A 17955-nucleotide genomic window follows, 5' to 3' on the forward strand; every position below is an offset into this window, starting at 1 on the left:
GGGACCCCCCGGTCGCGCAGAAAGCTCGTGGAGTCATTCCCGAGGCTCGCGGTTGCCTGCTCCGACGGCATTGGTCAGAGACTTTGTTTAGGCAAAGGCAGACAAGCCCGTGATGCTCTTGCCAACGATCAAGGTGTTCATTTCCCGGGACCCCTCGAATGAATAGATGGCCTCGGCATCCGAGAAGAGCTTGGCGATTTCGTACTCGAGCACAATGCCGTTGCCTCCGAACAGTTCGCGACCCCAGGCCACCGTCTCCCGCATCCTGGTGGTGCAGAACGCTTTGGCCAGGGCCGCCTGCGCAGCCGTGTCCTCACCGTTCTCGGCCAGTTGTCCCATGCGGATGACCATCCCGAGCATCGCGGTGACGTTGCTCAGCATTTTGACCAGCAAGTCTTGAATCATCTGGAAACCACCGATCGGCTTGCCGAACTGGACTCGGGTGGTTGCGTAATTCCTGGCTACCTCGTAGGCGCGCATGGCGACGCCGGTGGCTTGCCATGCCACATCCCCTCGGGTCGCGCGCAGGATTTTCGCTACGTCTCGGAAACTGTTGATGTTCTGAAGACGGTTTGCCTCGGGAACACGCACATTCGACAATGTCAGATCGGCATTTTCCACGGTTCGCAAAGAAATTTTCCCCTGGATTTTCTCCGCCTGGAATCCTTCGGTGCCTTTTTCGACGACGAAGGCTTTGACCTGGTCGTCTTCGGTATCTCGAGCGTAGACCACGACGAGATCCGCGAAGGTACCGTTGCCGATCCACCGTTTTGCGCCGTTGAGGACCCACTCGTTGCCTTCCCGGTATGCGGTCGTGCGCATGCCCCCGGCTACGTCGGAGCCGCCCTCGGGCTCGGTCAAGGCAAAAGCGCCGATGCTCGACATGGCCACCATATCCGGCAGCCACCGCTGGCGCTGTTCCTCGTTGCCCCCACCCGCAATGGACCCCATAGCCAGACCGGTATGGACTCCCGCGGCGACGGCGAATGACGGGTCGGTCTTGTTCATCTCGATTCTGATGAAACCCGCAAGCAGTTCGCTGCGAGGCTGCGCGGGGACCCTGCTGTACTCCGGGTAACGTCCTTCCGCGACTCCGAGTGGTGACAATTTCTGGAACAGTCCCTGAGGGAACTGCCCAGCGTCCCACGCTTGCTCGGCGAGAGGTTTGATCTCAGTGGCCAAATAGTGTCGGATTCCATCCAGCTCGGTCTGCTCCTTCTCGCTGAGCAGCGATGCGTAGTCGAGGAAGTCTGATGTTGTGTTGGCGGGCTTAGACATGCGTTGTCCTTTTCGTTGGTGTTCTTGGACCCCTCCGATGACATCGGGCGGGTCTGCTGTTGTGCTGCGCCCCTGTTCAAGACCGGTTTGGACCCGTTGGTTGTCCTGCGTGTCGCGTCTGCACTGCTGTTGCCCCGGACAATCCGTGGTCGCTCCTGGTCCACAAGACTCCGATGAGGGCAAACCGGAATGCGCCGGCGCCCCAGGTGAGACAAAACTGCTGTTCTGCCGCTGCGACTCTCAGCCTGTCAGCGGCCTTTCCACTGGGGCTCCCGACGCTCGGAAAAGGCAGCGATGCCTTCGGCAAAATCCTCCGATTGCTTCAGCCTCTCGACGATCTGCGCCTGGCTGGCGAAAGCGTCGGCCTCCGTGGCGTTGTCCGCCATACGGACGACGTCTTTGACCGCCTCGAGTGCGAGCGGAGCATTGGCGCAGATGATTGACGCAAGCTCGAGTGCAGCTTCCAGCGCGTGTCCTTCCTCTGCCAGGCGGTTGACCAGGCCGAGTTCCGAAGCACGCTGGGCGCTGAAGGTCGAGCCTGTCAGGAGCAGCTCCATCGCCAGGTGGTGAGGAATGCGCTGAGGCAACCGGATCGCCCCACCGCCTCCCGGTATCAGCCCGCGCTTGACTTCAGGCAGGCCAAGGGTTGCCGTGGTGGAGGCGACGATCAGGTCGCAGTTCAAGGCAACCTCCAGACCACCGCCCAGTGCGTAGCCTTCGACCGCGGCGATGATCGGCTTTGCAGTGACAGTTTGCACGAACCCCGCAAATCCATGTTCGGGTAGGCTGACCGGCTCATGATCGGCTGCAGCCTTGAGATCCATTCCAGCACAGAATGTCCCAGCGGCACCCGTGATAATGCCGACTCGTAACGCCGGATCGATTTCCAGCTTCTCGATCGCAGCCCGTAGCCCGCGGGCAAGGTCCGCGTTGACGGCATTTTTCTTCTCCGGTCGATTCAGAGTGATAACCAGAATGGAGTCTTTTGCTTGCATTTCTACAGCTTGGTTCATGCGACTTCACTTCCTTCCGATGTGATGTCGACTGTATGCGGAGTAGAGGACTGTTGCGACAATTCCGTCAGAACGGCTTCTGTGTCCGCTCCCTGCACGGGTGCAAGACGACGCACAGAAGAGGGGGTTTCCGAGAACCGCATCGGAATACCGATGACCTTGGTCGGCCCTTCGGTGGGGTGCTCGGCGGTATCAAGGAGATGACCTGAACGGACGTATTCGTCCTCCGCGGCGTCGTCAAGTTTGAGCACGGGACCGAACGGGACATTTTTCTCAGAGCACACCGCAGACCATTCCTCCAGGCTCAAGGCTGAGATGCACTCGTCGAGTCGCGAGTTCATCAACTGGCCATGTTCCCTGGGGCTGAAAGGACTCTCGTCGAGCAGAGGATCGGCGGCCCAGTCCTCCCGCCCCGCGGCGGCGAATACGTCCTTGAAATTCTGGCCGGTGTAAGGCAAGACGACGGCCAAACGGCCGTCTCGCGTCGTGCGAGCGTAATGCCCTTTATTCAAGGACAGCGGGAAACCCGTGTCGCTCAACGGTGGATCGAAGGACTTGCCCTGAAGGTGTTCAACGAGGGTAAAGGCAATCATCGTATCGGCCATGGGCACTTCCACGAGCTGACCTGGGCCGCCATGAGCGCGGTTGTACAACGCCGCCAAGGCGCTGTAGACCATGGTGAGGCCCGATACCTTGTCTGCGATGATCGTCGGCAGAATAACCGGTTTCTGGATATCATCCGCGCGACTGGACACGTCCAATAATCCGGATGCCGCCTGAATCGTCTCGTCGTATGCGGCCAGGTTCGCACGATCCGAATCGGGGCGAAAACCCTGCGCATGGACATAGACGAGGTGTGGAACGGCGTCCTTGATCGCTTCATAGTCAAGTCCCAAACGGGATAGCGCAGAGATGCGCATGTTAGTGATCAGGATATCGGCGGACTTGAGCAACCGCATAGCAGCCTCGTGACCGTCTTCAGATTTAAGATCCAGGTTGATACTGCGTTTGTTTCGGTTGACGTTCAAGTGCAATGGGCCCATGCCGGGGGTTCGGGCGTAGAGGCCATTGCGGGCGCTGTCTCGTGGCGATTCGATTTTGATAACATCCGCACCCAGATCGCCGAGAATTTGCGCGGCATAGGGGCCCATCACGACTGTCGCCATATCAATAACACGAACTCCCGAAAGAGGTCCATGATTGGCGTTGTTTGAATTATTCGAGAACTTTTTTTCCACTGTCTCCCCTTCACAACTCATGGGATGACTCTAACGCTCTTGGGGCCAATTGCGATCGTTTAAATATCACCGATGGGAGAATAGTATTGTGACCACAGCGATCACGGTCCGCTCAAAGGTACCGGAAGCCGATATCAGCCGACATTGGAGGCTTATCGGATCGGTATGCGGAAATGATTTCGGGCGGCAGCGACTAAGTCGTGAAACGGACTCTCAGGGCTCTCCGACGAAGTATTCATCACTAACCCGGTTGCCAATTTCGGCGCGAAGTCACTGAACGGCAGGGCGGTCACCAGCCCTTGCCGGATCATGTCTCCGTGAGCATTATGATCCAGTGTCGTCAGCGCGAAAGCGTTGCCATTGGCGACCAATTCGGCCGGACTGGAATAATCTCCGGAGGAAAGAGTCACGTGGTCCACCAAACCTGCGGCCGTCAAACGCACGGCAATTTGTTCAAAATACGTTGGAGACAAGGACATCGGCGGTTTGACAAAAACCATTCCCGACAAATCTGAAATGCTGACGCATTGCTTTTCAGGAAACCGACGTGACGGGAGCAGAATACCCACATCTTCGCTAAATATTTGCTCACACATAACGTCCGCGCCTTGGGCGGGAAGATGGACCAACGCGAATCCCAAAACTTTCGACTGGACCGCGCGAACCAGGTCGCTGCTGCCACCCGGCCATCGTTCAATGGTGAATTTATGACTATTTTCGAATGCGAATTCCGAAAGCGCTTGGTCTACTTTGGGGTGCAGCCACGGAGGCACACCTATCGAAAACCGTGGGAGCGCAGTTTCGTCGAGTTGTTTCAGGCGTATTCCGAGTGTGTCGAAGTCCGTGAGGGTTTGGCGGGCCATAGGGAGAAGAGCGCGGCCGTGCACGGTGAGCGAGACGTTTCTCGAATTTCGCTCGAATAGCTGGAGGCCGAGCTCGCGCTCAAGATCTTTGATTCTTTGGCTCAATGGAGAGGTAGCCATGTGAAGGGATTTGGCTGCCCCGGAGAAACTCAGGTTCTCTGCTACCGCCACGAAGTAGCGCAGGTGGTATACCTCCATAGGTTGCCACTGTACCAAGTCAAGGACCAGCACGGAGTTGACTTGTCTGATGGCCGAGAGTCTCGCGTCATCACCCGGCCGATTCGATCCGCGGCCGCTGGGCACTGCCTCACAGGGATGTTTTGGGGTCTCGAAGGGAGCAGGCAATGTGTTTCCCCGCCGCGAACCCGCGAGTGATCGCCGGACCAAGCGTTGACCCCCCGGCGGGATAGCCGCCGGCAAACACGGTCGCAGAAACGTTCCCGGCTGCATACAGTCCACTGATCAGTGAGCCGTCAAACCGCATGACCCGTCCGTGGTGATCGGTCGCCAAGCCACCCGATGTTCCCAAGGCCCCACAGTGAACTGGCACCGCAAAGTAGGGTGGTTCGACGAGGGGCGCGAGGCAGGGATTCGGGGTGACGGCTGAGTCTCCGAGGAAGCGGTCCTCGGCGGAGAAGCCTCGGTCAAATGCGCGATCGTTGCCCGAAGATGCATCGGAGTTGAAAGCCTGCACCTCGTCGACCAGATTTTCCGGGTCCACACCGATCCGTTCTGCCAATTCCGCCAGGGACGAGCCCGCAATCATCCATTCGGCAGGTTTTCCCGGGGTCGAACCGGCCACGGGATAGTGCTCCATGTATCGCTGATCGAAAATCAGCCACGCCGGCTGCCCTTTCGGCTCGAGTCGGTGTTGATCGATTGAACCCATCACCAACGACGCATCGTGGTAGTTCAGCGCCTCGTTGACAAACCTTCGCCCATCAGGGCCGACGGTGATCGAACCGGGCAGGGTCATTTCCACATTGCCCATCCTTCCGGACTGCCTCCCGTCATAGGTCTGGTCCGGAGGGGTAATCACGGGGACGCCCCAGAACGTCGTCATGGACGCCACGGCCGCACCGATACTGAGGCCATGCAGTAGGCCGTCTCCCTCATTCGAGGGCGCGGAGATCGGCACGATGGGGTGGGGTAAGAAAGCCTTCTGGAGCTCCTGATTCCACTCGAACCCTCCGGAAGCCATCACGATGATGTCAGCCTCAATGCTTTGATTCCCCACGGTGACGAGCCATCCCCCGTGTTCGGTTTGTTCAAGGCCCGTCATGCGTGCATTCGAAAAGACCGTGACCCCGCGGTCCAGAGCAGAGACCAACAAACTGGCCGCAAGGGCGCCTCCCATGGTTCGTATCCCGTGTTCAGCGCGTCGTTGGAGCAGGTCGGCATCGGGCGCCGCACCGTCAAGACCGTCCCGTTCCGCCATAGTCAATAACGGGAAATAGCTTGACGGTCGCAAGGCCTCCTGGAGCCCGTCCACCGAACCGACGTCAAAGGCGTCGTTGTCCAAGCTTCGCCCGCCCCTGCTCGCCCCCTCGAACTCGAGACGGTAATCGGGGCGCGCCAACGGAGTAAGACTTACATGGGTCTTCTCAACCAACCAGTCGACGGCCTCCGCAGAACAATCCACATACCACTCAATGTCTTCTCGATCGATCTTCGCGCCAGTAGCCGCAGTCAGATATTCGATCGCCTCCTCACGAGAATCCTCATAACCGGCCTTCGTTCCGAGCGAATTGGCAGGGGCCCACAGGACGCCTCCGCCAACGGCGGTTGTACCACCGAGTTGTTCGGCCTTTTCGAGGACAACGACCTCGTGGGTGCCGTCAGCTGCCCGCGTCGCGGCGGTCAGGCCGGCCGCGCCGGAACCGATGACCACGATGTCAGTCCGTTCCGGCAGGTCACGGAGGGGTGTGGTGATCATGGAGCCTCTTTCGTAGGCATGTCGATGAGAATCTTTCCGATACGACGAGTCGTGTCACGCATGGTTTCAAAGGCTTCGTTCACGTCCCGAAGATCGAATCGGTGCGTGATCAACGCGTCCACCGTCTCGGGGTATCGGCAGATCAGGTCCAGGGCTTTCGGGATGAGGCCACGACTGTTGCGGCTGCCCAGAAGGGAGATCTCCTTGAACGGGAGGAGGTTCAGGGGGAAATTCGCGGGACGGGTGGAGATACCCACCTGGACTACACGTCCGGCGGGAGCGACCACATTGATCGCATTGCCCAGTGAGGACGGTACGCCCGTCGCTTCGATGACAAGCTGCGGCCCTTCCGGAGCGGAACATTCCAGCGCCGAAGCGAGATCGGCCGCAGGAAATTGTTGATCCGGGACGATCAGCAGTGTTCCATCGGCGCCGAATTCTCGTGCGAGCTCTAGCCGATCGGCGATCGTGTCCGCGGTGATGACCGTGACCCCCAGGTCATGCAATGCCAATGTCGCCAACAGCCCGATTGGCCCCGCACCCAGGACAAGGGCAGATTCCCCCTCGATCGCTTGTGCACGGGCGACTGCCTCGAGGGAGATCACGGCCGGCTCCGCGACGGCCCCCAGTTCCGTTGGCATTCCCTCCGGAATACGGTGCAAGCGCACGGCCGCGACGGGAAGATATTCGACAAGTCCGCCGTCGCAGTAGCAACCGAAAACGGTCAGGTAGGGGCATACGTTGTCGTGACCCGATCGGCACGCCCGGCACTGCCCGCAGGCGATCAACGGATCCACTGCCACGCGATCCCCGACCGCCACGGTCTCAACGCCCGGAGCCACCTCGGCCACCGTTCCGGATAGTTCGTGGCCCTGGATCAGGGGCAGCTCAGAGGTGTAGTCGTCCTCGTAAATATGAAGATCGGTCCCGCACAATGTGACGTGCTCGATGCGCACGAGCGCTTCTCCGGCAGACACCGGCGGCAGGGGGACCGTCACATACTCAAGAGTGTGCGCCGCAACGGTCCGAACCGCATGCATGGTCTCTGTATTCATGAGGCGTCCTTGCCCGAGACGAGACGATCCGCTCCGAATTTGGGAGTCCAAGTCCGGATGATGCGTGCAACATAGCCGTGCTGCTTGAACGGCTCCTGATCCATGACCTCCTCGACGGCAGCCGCGGAGTCCGCCCGGATGATCAGGAGCGCTCCTTTGTCGCCACCATCGATGTCGGTCGGCCCTGAAACCACCAGGCGCCCGGCGTCGAACTGCTCTTGTAGGAATGCCAGATGCTCTTCCTGATGCTCCGCACGACCGGTTTCGGATCCCTCGGCGTAGCGGTAGTCGACTGCGAAAAGTCCCATGTTGATTCCTCAATTCATTAGGAGAAAATGTGCGTTGAATCGGGTCGAAGCACAGCGTCGGAGGCCGACCCGAGGATCACCGTGACGGCCGTTATGGCCGCCGTCCCTCAACGAACATCCTCCGGGGAGAAATCGAGACTGGACAATACCTTTCGCTCATTAATTCATAATGAGTCCGATACTGTGTACATATCCGCACATAATCTTCGAGGGGGCCAAATGATGGAACTGCGGTGGCTGGAAGCGTTTGTTGCGGTCGCGGAAGAGCTTCACTTCGGACGAGCTGCGGAGAGATTGCACATGGCACAATCTCCGCTGAGCCAAGTTATTCGCAAGCTTGAGAAAAACGTCGGTTCACCGCTTTTCAAACGGAGTACCCGGACCGTGGAGCTGACCGCCCCGGGGCAGGCCCTGCTTCCGTACGCCTACCGAATCCTGCGAAGCTTGAATAACGCTATGGACGCGGCCCGCAGCGCGGAAGGCGTGCCCACGGGACGATTTACCCTTGGATTCTCAGGGATGCACAATCACGACACTCTCCCCCGCATCACTCGAGCCCTGAGAGAAAACTTTCCTGGTGTCGATCTCAACCTCGTCGGCGGCATCCGCACCTTTGACGGCATGCGCCAAGTACGCAACGAAGATTTGGACGCCAGCTTCTTAGGCATCATCGGCGACGTTGGCACGCCGTTACGGGCTCGCGAAATCTCGCGCCACCACTTGGGGGTCGTGGTACCGACGGATCATCCGCTCGCCCATCGAGATGCGATTCCGATCCATCAATTGCGTGGAGAATCTTTCGTCATGGGTCCGGTCGACGGCAACTCCTCAATGACCGTTGCGGCCCTACAAATCTGCCACGCGGCCGGATTCCAACCCGAAATAGCACAAGCCGTCAGTGATCCGTTCCTCATCGTATCCATGGTGGCCGCCGGGGTCGGCATCACGATCTTACCCTCGGAGGTTCTGCCGATCCTGCCCGAGGCCGCAACCTGGATCGAGCTCGAGGGTGATCCAGTGCCATTCAGCCACGGAGTCGTATGGTCCGATGACAACGAGTCCGAACCCCTTCAGGCATTCCTGACCATCCTGGACTCGATCTTCCCCGAACCGACACTCCAGTAACTATGTTCCGGGCCCACATAGTCCGAGTGCTATTAAGTCTTGGATTTTAACAATCTCTGTACATACTCTCGTAAGGTATCGCATATCACACCTAGCCAGGTCGTTCATCTGAGAACCTCCGGTGTACCCCGAGCCTGGGCGAGAAGGAGACCACGATGACGACGGAGTCATTGAATCCGAGCAAGATATACAGCGAGAAGAAACGCCGCAATGCCCGCACCGCGGCGATTTCAGGATTTGCCGGAAGTGCCCTGGAGTACTACGACTTCTTCATCTTCGCGACAGCGGCCGCTCTGTACCTTCAAGACTTGTACTTCCCGGGTGGCGGAACCACCGGACAATTGTTCTCCTTGGCAACCATAGGTGTCGCTTACATCACCCGTCCGCTCGGCGCACTGCTGTGGGGTCATCTGGGTGATGTCATCGGACGCAAGAAAGTCTTGATTATGGTGCTCATCCTGATGGGCGCCTCCACATTCGTGATCGGGCTGGTCCCCACGTACGCGTCCATCGGCATCTGGGCTCCCATCATCGTGGTTGTTCTGCGACTGGCCCAGGGCTTGTCCGCCGGCGGTGAGTCTCCCGGCTCGGCCTCGCTGACCATGGAACATGCCCCCGACCATCGCAGAGGCTTCTTCTCGAGTTGGACGCTTTCCGGAGTCACCTTCGGAATCGTCCTGTCTTCAGCGGTTTTCATCCCGTTGCAGGCCCTGCCCGAGGAATCCTTGATGAGCTGGGGTTGGCGCGTGCCATTCCTACTTTCCGCGCTGGTGACGGCAATAGCTTTAGTACTGCGCCGCACCCTTGATGAGCCCGAGGAATTCACAGAGACCAAAGAGCTCGACCTGGTCGTCAAGGTTCCTGCATTCGAACTTTTCCGCCACCATCCGAAGACCCTTCTGCTGGTCACCGGAATGACCCTTTTCACGATGGTCAACACCATCATCAATGTTTTCGCCCTCGCCTACGGCTCCAACGTGGCCGGTATCCCCAGGCAGGACATGCTGACCTTCGTCAGCGTCGCCAACCTCATTGCCGTTTTCGCGCTGCCGCTATGGGGCATGCTCTCGGACAGGATCGGAAGAAAACCGGTATTCATTGCTGGAATCATCGCCCAGGTGATTCTGATCTTCGCATTCTTCTGGATCCTGGCCGGAAGCGTCACGGCTAATATTTGGTGGGTCTGGATTATCGGAATCCTGCTGATCGCCGGCGGCTACTCGATGAGCAATGCGGTCTATCCCGCGTACTTCCCCGAACAGTTCCCCACCAACGTGCGCTACTCCGGCATGGCGATCTGCCTCATGATCGGTCTGCTCCTGGCCGGCTTCACCCCCGCGATCGCTGAGTCCATCTCGGGCCCGCACCACAATTGGTTTGGCGTCGCCCTCTTCTCTGCAATCTGCGTCGCCATCTCCGGAGTCTGTGCAGCATTCAGCACGGAAACGTACCGGACTCCGACCTCGGAACTCGGTAGAAGCGGCGCTTGAGCCTCGCTGAGAACCCCGATTCACTCGCGTGAGTCAGCCGCGAGGCTCGCGCTCCGAACGCTCGCGCCCGCAACCGACCGATCATTCAATCATTAAGCCACCAGTGGCTCACGACCCAGCAACGTCGGATCCGGCGTTCCCCGGCCGAATAATGCACGACCACGACCCAAAGATTATGGAGGCCCTAGCAGTGGACCAGATCGAAAAAGGAACAATTCCGGAGGCGTGGGATGAGGAATACGACCTGGTGGTCCTCGGAACAGGGGCCGCCGGGTTGTCCGCAGCCGTCACAGGAGCCTGCGAAGGACTCAAAGTCCTCACGATCGAGAAGACCGATTACATCGGGGGTACCACCGCATATTCGGCGGGAACCTGCTGGATCCCGAACAACCAGTTCCAAGTGGCCAACGGAAACACTGACGACTCCGAGAAGGCCGAGCGCTATCTGGACCAGTTGGTCGGCGACAAATCTGATAAGTCGATGCGCCAGGCCTACCTGGACAATGGGCCCAAGATGCTCAAATACATGAAAAAACTGGGGGTCGAATTCCTGCACTCGCCAAGCGTCGTCGACTACCACTCCGAACTCCTCGAATCCGGTATGACGGGACGCGCACTGGAACCCAAGCCCTTCGACGGCCGTCGATTAGGACGTGAAAACTTCCGCCACGTGCGCCGTCCCGTGCCCGAATTTTCCCTGATGAACGGGGAACTCATGGTTCGACGCCCCGAGGTAAACACCTTGTTGGGATTGTTTTCCAAGAAGGCCGGAGCCACGACCAAGGCCGTGTTCACGGCACTCAGATTGGGGATGCGGTGGGCCGTGGACCGCCTGCAATACCCCCGCGGAACCCGTCTGGTCATGGGTAACGCGCTGGTCGCACGCCTCTACAACCGACTCCTCGAGATGGACGGAACCGTGTGGCTCGACGCCCGTGTCACGCAGCTGTTTCGTGAGGATCGCGAAGAAGGCGGCGGTGTCGTCGGGCTCTGTGTTCAGCACGAGTCACGAGAGATCGCCGTCCGGGCGACGCACGGCGTCGTACTCGCCGGCGGCGGATTCTCGCAGAACCCACAGATGCGCGAGAAGTACATGCCGGACCCGACACCACAGTTCTCGCGGGCCAACGAAGGGGCGACAGGAGACACCCTGAAGCTTGCGACGTCGATCGGGGCTCGGCTGGGCAATGACAACCGGGAAAATGCCCTGTGGTTTCCTTCCTCGGTGGGTACGCGCAAAGACGGCTCAACGGCCGTGTTTCCCCACATCTGGGACCGCGGAAAGCCAGGAGTCATGGCCGTGAACGAGAGAGGCGAGAGATTCGTAGACGAGTCGACGTCGTATCACCGGTTCGTCCGTGCGATGTACGCACATGACAGCGTTCCTGCCTGGCTCATCGTGGACTCGAAGGCCCTCGCCACCTATGGCCTGGGCATCATCACGTTGCCGCATCTGCCCCGTATCGCCTTGAAAAAGTACGTCGACTCAGGGTATCTGCATCAAGGAGCGACTCTCAGGGAGCTGGCCGAGAGCATCGGTATCTCAACCGATTCTCTGGAGAAGACCGTCGAGCGCTACAACGGTTTCGCAGAAATGGGCAAGGACGAGGACTTTCACAAGGGCGAGTCGCTATTCGGGCGTGTAGCCGGAGATCCCGAGCACGAGCCCAATCCGAATATCGGGCCGGTCTCCACAGCTCCGTACTACGCAATTCGCGTGGTTCCGACCCCCTTGGCAACGTCGTTCGGTGCGTCCATCACAGAAAAGGCACAGGTCGTGGACGAGTCGTGGGACCTCATCCCCGGTCTGTACGCCGTCGGCAACGATGCCCAATCCGTTTTCAGCTCCGAATATCCCGGCGCCGGTACCCAGGTGGGATCCGGAATGACTTTCGGCTGGGTCGCGGCTCAGGATGCCGCAGGCCGAACCTCGAAGTCGCGGCCGGCCCACGGGCACCCCCACCCACGGAAAGAGCGCGGATAAGACCGGCCTTCCGGAAGGGTCCAAGGGACCCGAGGAGACGTGGGCAATCCCGGTGAAGAACGAGCTTCATTCGGCGGAGGAACTGAATAACGGCCACAGCCGCTGACACCGGCTTTTGCAGAAGACGGCGTCTGCGGGCAGCCAGCTCGAAGAAAGGACACCCATGGAACAGCGTGAACTGAGGGTCGGGATCATCGGTTGCGGGATGATCAGCCGAAACCACATCGAGTCGTATCAATCAATGAAACACGTCCGGGTTGTCGCGGTCGCCGACCTGGATCCTGAGGCCTCGGAGAAGGTCGCAGCGACCTACGAGATCCCGGTGAGTGTGGTGGACATTGACCGGATCTGGGACCAGGACCTCGACGTCGTCTCGATCTGCACCCCGCACCCGACGCATGAAGCCTTGGTCCTGGCGGCTGCGGGCCACGGCGTGAACGTGGTGTGCGAGAAGCCAATTTCCATCGATGTGGCCGCGGCCTCTCGCATGGTCGCGGCATGCGAGGAAGCGGGCGTCGAACTCACCGTGCTTTTCCAACGCAGGTTCTGGCCTGCGGCGCAGCAGATCCGGGCGGCCCTCGACGACGGGCCGCTTCAGAACCCGGTACTCGGTCATTGCTCGGTCATGTTGCATCGTGACCCCGAGTACTATTCCCAGGACGACTGGCGAGGCACCTGGCGCACGGATGGCGGCGGCGTCCTGATGACCCAAGCGATCCATTACATCGATCTGTTGCAGTGGTTCATGGGAGATGTTCAAGAAGTCTTCGGCCGGGTGAACACCTACAAGCACGGAACGAATATCGAAGTCGAGGATTCGGCAGTCGCAACCCTCGTGTTCGCCACCGGGGCCATGGCCACGATTCAGGCGAGCACCGCCGCATCTCCCGCCCTGGGGGCCCAAGTGCGCGTTACGGGAAGCAACGGCTCCACCGCGCAGTTGACGGAGTTTCCAGAGGGCACCGATGGTCGCTTGGACATCTGGGGAGAGGGCGAATCGATCACCAGCTTGCTCACGCACCCGGAGAACGTGCCACCCAACGCGTCCCTTTCTGCCATCAACGATCACCTGATTCCCCATCATCGTTCCCAGCTGGAGGATTTCGTCGATGCTCTGCGGCAATCGAGGAAACCCGCGATTACCGGATCCGATTCGGTTCGGGCCTTGAAGATCCTGCTGGCAATCTACGAGTCTGCCCGCACCGGCGCACCCGTGCGATTGAACGAGGAAGCGATCGCAACCCGCGTTCGGGTTCCCGACGATGTCCGTTCAACCACCAATCCAGGAGAAAGGTCATGATGACTTCACACGAAAGCTCTCGCCGAACCCTCGGGTTGGCGGCGCTCTCCTCCCTGACGACTCCCCCGGACGAACTGATTCACTTAGCCTCAGACGCAGGATTCGACGTTGTCGGCATCCGGGTCCAGAAAGTCACGGATGCGGAACCCTCCTACGATCTGAGCCCCGGCTCCCCATTGCGACGCCGAGTACTCACGGCGCTGTCCGAAACCGGACTGCGTGTCCTGGACACCGAATTTCTGTTGCTCGACGGAAGCCCTAATCAACAAGAAGTCTGGGAACGAGCGCTGGACCACGCTGCCGGGTTAACGGCCCGAACCTTCACCGTGGCCGCTGCGGACACGGAAGGGAATCGGTTGCGCGACTCTCTGACCGGCATGGTTGAGTACGCCGGGCAGCGCGGCCTCACGGTCACTGTGGAACCGATCAGCTACCAAGCCGTCAACTCTCTGCCTGGTGCTGCTTGCCTCGCCAGGGACACGGGAGCCAAGATCCTCGTCGACACCCTGCACTTGACCCGATTCGGAGCAACCCTCGACGAGCTCGATGCCGTCTACGACGTCGTCGGTGGAATTCAGCTTGTTGATGGACCGAGGGCAGGGCCTTCGGATCGCCACGGGCTCGTCACGGAGTCACGTTCGGACCGTCTCGCACCAGGGCACGGCGAGTTTCCGCTACGAGATTATTTGGCCCACCTCCCCACGAACCTTCCGGTCAGTGTGGAGTCCTGTTCGGACGACTACGTCCGGCGGCACGGTCCACGGCAGTGGTTGCGCTTCCTGCACGAAAGTACGACCGCGGTCCTCGCCTCGACCGAGAGCCCGAGGGTTTAAAGCCTGCCCCTCTCCACGATCCAACCTCTTGACGCCTAAGGAGACGACTCATGTCCTGCACACCCTCGAACCTGTCTTGCGACGTCCTGGTGATCGGTTCCGGCGCCGGCGGGCTCGCTGCCGCAGTCACTGCCGCATATCACGGAATGAAGGTCATCGTCGCCGAGAAAGATGCCGTGATGGGAGGCGCAACATCCTGGTCGGGCGGGTGGGCATGGACGCCTGGCACACATTTCGCCAAACGCGATGGCCTCGTCGAGGCTCCGGAGCAATTCCGCACCTATCTCAGAAGCGTGATCGGCCGTTATTACCAGTCCGACAACATCGACGCATTCATCGACGCCGCTCCGCGCATGGTGGAATTCTTCGAGAAGAAGACACGACTCCAATGGACTCCCGGAGCCAAGATCAAGGACATCTACGGAGAATTGCCCGGAGCGGGCACCGCGCACCGCTCGGTGGGCCCCAAACCGTGGAATGCACGCAACATCGACCCCGATTTGCTGAAGAAATTGCGGCACCAAAAATATGAAACATCCTTCCTCGGAATGGGCATCATGGCCGGACCGGACCTTTCTCAGTTCTTGGCCGCTTCCCAATTCAGCCCACAAGGGTGGCTTCACTCGGCCAAGCGGGTACTCCCCCACATGTGGGATCTTCTCGCTCACCGCCGAAATATGCAGTTGGTGAATGGAACCGCACTAATCGGACGCCTCGCCCAATCCGGTGCCGACCTGGGAGTCGAGTACCTGGTCAACACCGAGGGCCTGATGCTGATGACCGAGGACGGCCGTATCCGCGGCGCGAAGGTTCGGGGCCCCGAAGGAGTATTCACGATCAGCGCAAGCTCCGGCGTCGTCCTGGCCACTGGCGGTTTCCCCCAGAACGTCGAACTCCGCAAAGAACTATTTCCCGGTACGCCCTCTGGCCACGAACACCACTCCCTTGCGCCGGAGGCGTGCACCGGGACGGCCTGAAGCTGGCACAAAGTGTAGGGGGAGCCTTTGCCAAGAACCTCGCCTCTCCGGCCGCTTGGTGTCCCGTCTCGCTCGTTCCCTACGCCAACGGAACCACAGGCATATTCCCTCACATCATGGATCGCGCCAAACCCGGGTCGATCGGTGTGCTGCGAAACGGCAAGAGGTTCGTCAACGAGGCGAACGGTTATTACGACTACGTGGATGCCATGTTCAAGACCGTTCCTGAAGGGGAACCGGTCCAGTCCTGGCAGATCGCGGATTCACGATTCGTCCGGAAGTACCCGCTCGGGATGGCCAAACCACTGCCCATTCCGCTGACCCCATACCTCCGTAGCGGCTATCTGATCCGGGGGAAGACCCTCGAAGAGCTCGCGCAGAAATGCGGGATCGACCCTGTCAATCTCGAGGAGACGGTCGGTGCTTTCAACCGTGCGGCCCGCCGTGGTCAAGACCCCGAGTTCCACCGCGGAAAGACAGAATTCAATCGGTACGGTGGAGACCCAAAGGTCCAGCCCAACCCAAGTCTCGCGCCGATCGAGAAGGGACCGTTCTATGCGGTCAAAGTCGTCCCCGGCAGCTTCGGAACTTTCGACGGTATTGCAGCCGATGGGCATGGAAATGTCCTGGACGAAGACGGTACGGCTATCCCGGGTCTCTACACCGCCGGCAACGACCGCGCCTCGATCATGGGCGGTTTCTACCCCGCGGGAGGCACCAATTTGGGCCCGGCGTTGACTTTCGGATATGTAGTGGGTCGAGAATTGTCCGGTGCCTCCGCCTATGAGGTCGCTGCGGCCGAGTCGGAGCTGTGAGCTCGGGTGCCCGAAGCCTGGCGGTCGAATGAGCGAACCGCGCCGAATGGCTCCCCGATCTACCAGCGGTCGGCACGCCCGAGTGAGAGCCGGGTCTCAAGCGCACTGGAATCGGTGGCCCCTGCTGAGGCGGCGAGGCGTTCGAAAAGTGCGAATAACCAAGCTTTCTGCTCAATGGCCACCTTGCGTGCAGGGTCGAGCAGATCAGGCCCAGAAGAACCTCCGGCTACGAGGCCATGGCCGCAAACTGACATACTCGAGGCAGAAGACCAACCGTGAATGCATAAAGGGATCCGATGTTTGACGACAGCCACCTCCAATCGGGTGCGCGCGGCGTACTGAACGCTTTGCGGACCGGAACCGAAACGGCATGGATCCAACCACCGGAAACCATCCCGTGCCCAGAAGAGACGAGCGAGGCCGCCGAGTCTTTCGGGAGTACATCAGCACCGGCCCCGTCGTCGGGCCCCGCAACTGTCCCCTCCCCGACTGACTTGGCCGAAGCCGCCGAGCGCTTTCGCTGGTACGCACCACTGGTCCGAGAGATGTTTGCGGAGACCAAACAGTGGAACGGAATCATCGAGTCGAGGCTTCTGAGCGTCGGAGACTTGCAGGAGGCATTGCATCCGGTTCTCGGCTCAAGAATCCCAGGGAATTTGTGGGTCAAGTGCGACAACGAGTTGCCCGTAACCGCTTCGGTCAAGTCTCGCGGAGGCATCCACGAAGTCTTTGCTCTGGGCCACCGTGTGCTGCAAAGACACGGTCTCCCGCTGAGCGAGGGGGCCCTTCAATTCATGGATCCCCACATTCGCGAGATCGTTTCCGGATACCGCTTGGTGGTCGGATCCACGGGCAACCTGGGGTTATCCATCGGGCTCATGGGTCGGACTCTGGGGTTCAGCGTGTCCGTGCACATGTCTGCCGATGCCAAGGCCTGGAAGAAGACAAAACTGCGCGAAGCAGGGGCTGAGGTCGTAGAACATGCGGGCAACTTCAGCGTGGCCGTGACCAAGGCACGCGAAACGGCCGAGCTGGAACCCAACGCCTTTTTCATCGACGACGAGAGGTCCCTGGACCTCTTTTTGGGATATGCCGTCTCGGGCGCAAGGGTGGCCGGTCAACTGCGCGCTGCTGCCGTCCACGTGACAGCGGACCAGCCGTTGTTCGTGTATCTGCCCTGCGGGGTGGGCGGCGCGCCGGGTGGAATCGCCTACGGGCTCAAACAGGAATTCGGCGAGAACGTACACTGCATCTTCGTTGAGCCGACCCACGCGCCCGCGGTTTTTCTTGGGCGCCTGACCGGGCTTGATGACGGAGTCCACGTCGAGGAAATTGGGCTGGACGGCTCCACCGAGGCGGACGGGCTCGCCGTGCAGCGTCCTTCCGGGTTGGTAGGCCAGGCTATAGGCTCCGAGATCACGGGGTTCGTGACCGTTGACGACGAGGCTTTGATCCGGACCCTCGCCGCTGCCCACCATGCCGAAGGCCTCCGCGTTGAGCCCTCCGCATGCGCCGGCATCGTGGGTGCAACTCGTTTTGCTGCCCTAGACGATTCGACTCTCGGCATTCGCGGCATCACCCGGTCCCAGATCGAGAACGGTACTCACATGGCCTGGCTCACCGGCGGGAACATGATGCCCGATGCCGAGTTCAGCTCACTCGTCGCCCGAGGCTCCAGCCAGGAAATGTAACGTCACCGGGATGCTGCGCGCTTGACGAGGTCATGCGCGGAGGCAGGCT

At 60.1% G+C, this 17955-nt stretch carries 13 protein-coding genes and 1 pseudogene; 7 read left to right on the forward strand and 7 right to left on the reverse strand.

The genetic code is table 11. From position 1 onward, the window contains the following. Positions 1-87: 87 nt before the first annotated feature. The 7 genes from sake_RS07275 to sake_RS07305 all read right to left on the reverse strand — a co-directional run bounded on the left by sake_RS07275 (position 88) and on the right by sake_RS07305 (position 7691). Positions 88-1278 (reverse strand): acyl-CoA dehydrogenase family protein, encoded by a 1191-nt coding sequence (locus tag sake_RS07275; RefSeq protein ID WP_129359552.1) that lies wholly within the window; start codon positions 1276-1278, stop codon positions 88-90. Between the two features lie 248 nt (positions 1279-1526). Next, positions 1527-2291 carry a crotonase/enoyl-CoA hydratase family protein gene (locus sake_RS07280; protein ID WP_178945717.1) on the reverse strand — a complete coding sequence of 255 codons (765 nt, stop codon included), beginning with the start codon at positions 2289-2291 and terminating at the stop codon, positions 1527-1529. After that, positions 2288-3550 (reverse strand): CaiB/BaiF CoA-transferase family protein, encoded by a 1263-nt coding sequence (locus sake_RS07285; protein ID WP_129359550.1) that lies wholly within the window; start codon positions 3548-3550, stop codon positions 2288-2290. Before sake_RS07285 ends, sake_RS07280 begins: the two co-directional genes overlap by 4 nt. 131 nt (positions 3551-3681) lie before the next feature. After that, positions 3682-4623, reverse strand: a complete 942-nt coding sequence (locus tag sake_RS07290; RefSeq protein WP_178945718.1) for a LysR family transcriptional regulator — start codon at positions 4621-4623, stop codon at positions 3682-3684. A 76-nt stretch (positions 4624-4699) separates the two neighbouring features. Continuing rightward, a complete protein-coding gene (locus tag sake_RS07295) occupies positions 4700-6328 on the reverse strand; it encodes an FAD-dependent oxidoreductase (RefSeq protein ID WP_178945719.1) in 1629 nt (542 codons plus the stop codon). Then, on the reverse strand, positions 6325-7383 hold the full coding sequence (locus sake_RS07300) for a zinc-binding dehydrogenase (protein ID WP_178945720.1): 1059 nt from the start codon (positions 7381-7383) through the stop codon (positions 6325-6327). The genes sake_RS07295 and sake_RS07300 overlap by 4 nt, the downstream gene beginning before the upstream one ends. Beyond that, complete coding sequence (locus sake_RS07305; RefSeq protein ID WP_129359546.1) at positions 7380-7691, reverse strand: YciI family protein; 312 nt, start codon at positions 7689-7691, stop codon at positions 7380-7382. Before sake_RS07305 ends, sake_RS07300 begins: the two co-directional genes overlap by 4 nt. A 219-nt stretch (positions 7692-7910) precedes the next feature. Here sake_RS07305 and sake_RS07310 point away from each other — a divergent pair, with 219 nt between their 5' ends. From sake_RS07310 to sake_RS07340, 7 genes and pseudogenes are all read left to right on the forward strand, one after another. Further along, positions 7911-8816, forward strand: a complete 906-nt coding sequence (locus sake_RS07310; RefSeq protein ID WP_178945721.1) for a LysR substrate-binding domain-containing protein — start codon at positions 7911-7913, stop codon at positions 8814-8816. Positions 8817-8971: 155 nt separating this feature from the next. Beyond that, positions 8972-10306, forward strand: coding sequence for an MFS transporter (locus sake_RS07315; RefSeq protein ID WP_129359544.1), 1335 nt, complete (start codon positions 8972-8974; stop codon positions 10304-10306). Between the two features lie 190 nt (positions 10307-10496). After that, positions 10497-12290 (forward strand): FAD-dependent oxidoreductase, encoded by a 1794-nt coding sequence (locus sake_RS07320; protein WP_197964413.1) that lies wholly within the window; start codon positions 10497-10499, stop codon positions 12288-12290. A gap of 163 nt (positions 12291-12453) precedes the next feature. Next, the gene (locus sake_RS07325) at positions 12454-13590 is read left to right on the forward strand and encodes a Gfo/Idh/MocA family protein (protein WP_178945723.1); all 1137 of its coding nucleotides are present in this window, start codon (positions 12454-12456) and stop codon (positions 13588-13590) included. Further along, positions 13587-14423, forward strand: a complete 837-nt coding sequence (locus sake_RS07330; protein WP_178945724.1) for a sugar phosphate isomerase/epimerase — start codon at positions 13587-13589, stop codon at positions 14421-14423. Before sake_RS07325 ends, sake_RS07330 begins: the two co-directional genes overlap by 4 nt. Before the next feature lie 50 nt (positions 14424-14473). Beyond that, positions 14474-16215, forward strand: a pseudogene (locus tag sake_RS07335) (FAD-dependent oxidoreductase). A gap of 296 nt (positions 16216-16511) precedes the next feature. Then, positions 16512-17906 (forward strand): D-serine ammonia-lyase, encoded by a 1395-nt coding sequence (locus sake_RS07340; protein WP_178945725.1) that lies wholly within the window; start codon positions 16512-16514, stop codon positions 17904-17906. Positions 17907-17955 lie beyond the last annotated feature (49 nt).

This window comes from Kocuria sp. TGY1127_2 (assembly GCF_013394385.1).
Classification (GTDB): Bacteria; Actinomycetota; Actinomycetes; order Actinomycetales; family Micrococcaceae; genus Rothia.

Coding starts and splice junctions, on each gene's coding strand:
- sake_RS07310 (WP_178945721.1), top strand. CDS start 7,911: ATGATGGAACTGCGGTGGCTGGAAGCGTTTGTTGCGGTCGCGGAAGAG.
- sake_RS07280 (WP_178945717.1), bottom strand. CDS start 2,291: ATGAACCAAGCTGTAGAAATGCAAGCAAAAGACTCCATTCTGGTTATC.
- sake_RS07330 (WP_178945724.1), top strand. CDS start 13,587: ATGATGACTTCACACGAAAGCTCTCGCCGAACCCTCGGGTTGGCGGCG.
- sake_RS07275 (WP_129359552.1), bottom strand. CDS start 1,278: ATGTCTAAGCCCGCCAACACAACATCAGACTTCCTCGACTACGCATCG.
- sake_RS07285 (WP_129359550.1), bottom strand. CDS start 3,550: ATGAGTTGTGAAGGGGAGACAGTGGAAAAAAAGTTCTCGAATAATTCA.
- sake_RS07300 (WP_178945720.1), bottom strand. CDS start 7,383: ATGAATACAGAGACCATGCATGCGGTTCGGACCGTTGCGGCGCACACT.
- sake_RS07295 (WP_178945719.1), bottom strand. CDS start 6,328: ATGATCACCACACCCCTCCGTGACCTGCCGGAACGGACTGACATCGTG.
- sake_RS07305 (WP_129359546.1), bottom strand. CDS start 7,691: ATGGGACTTTTCGCAGTCGACTACCGCTACGCCGAGGGATCCGAAACC.
- sake_RS07315 (WP_129359544.1), top strand. CDS start 8,972: ATGACGACGGAGTCATTGAATCCGAGCAAGATATACAGCGAGAAGAAA.
- sake_RS07325 (WP_178945723.1), top strand. CDS start 12,454: ATGGAACAGCGTGAACTGAGGGTCGGGATCATCGGTTGCGGGATGATC.
- sake_RS07340 (WP_178945725.1), top strand. CDS start 16,512: ATGTTTGACGACAGCCACCTCCAATCGGGTGCGCGCGGCGTACTGAAC.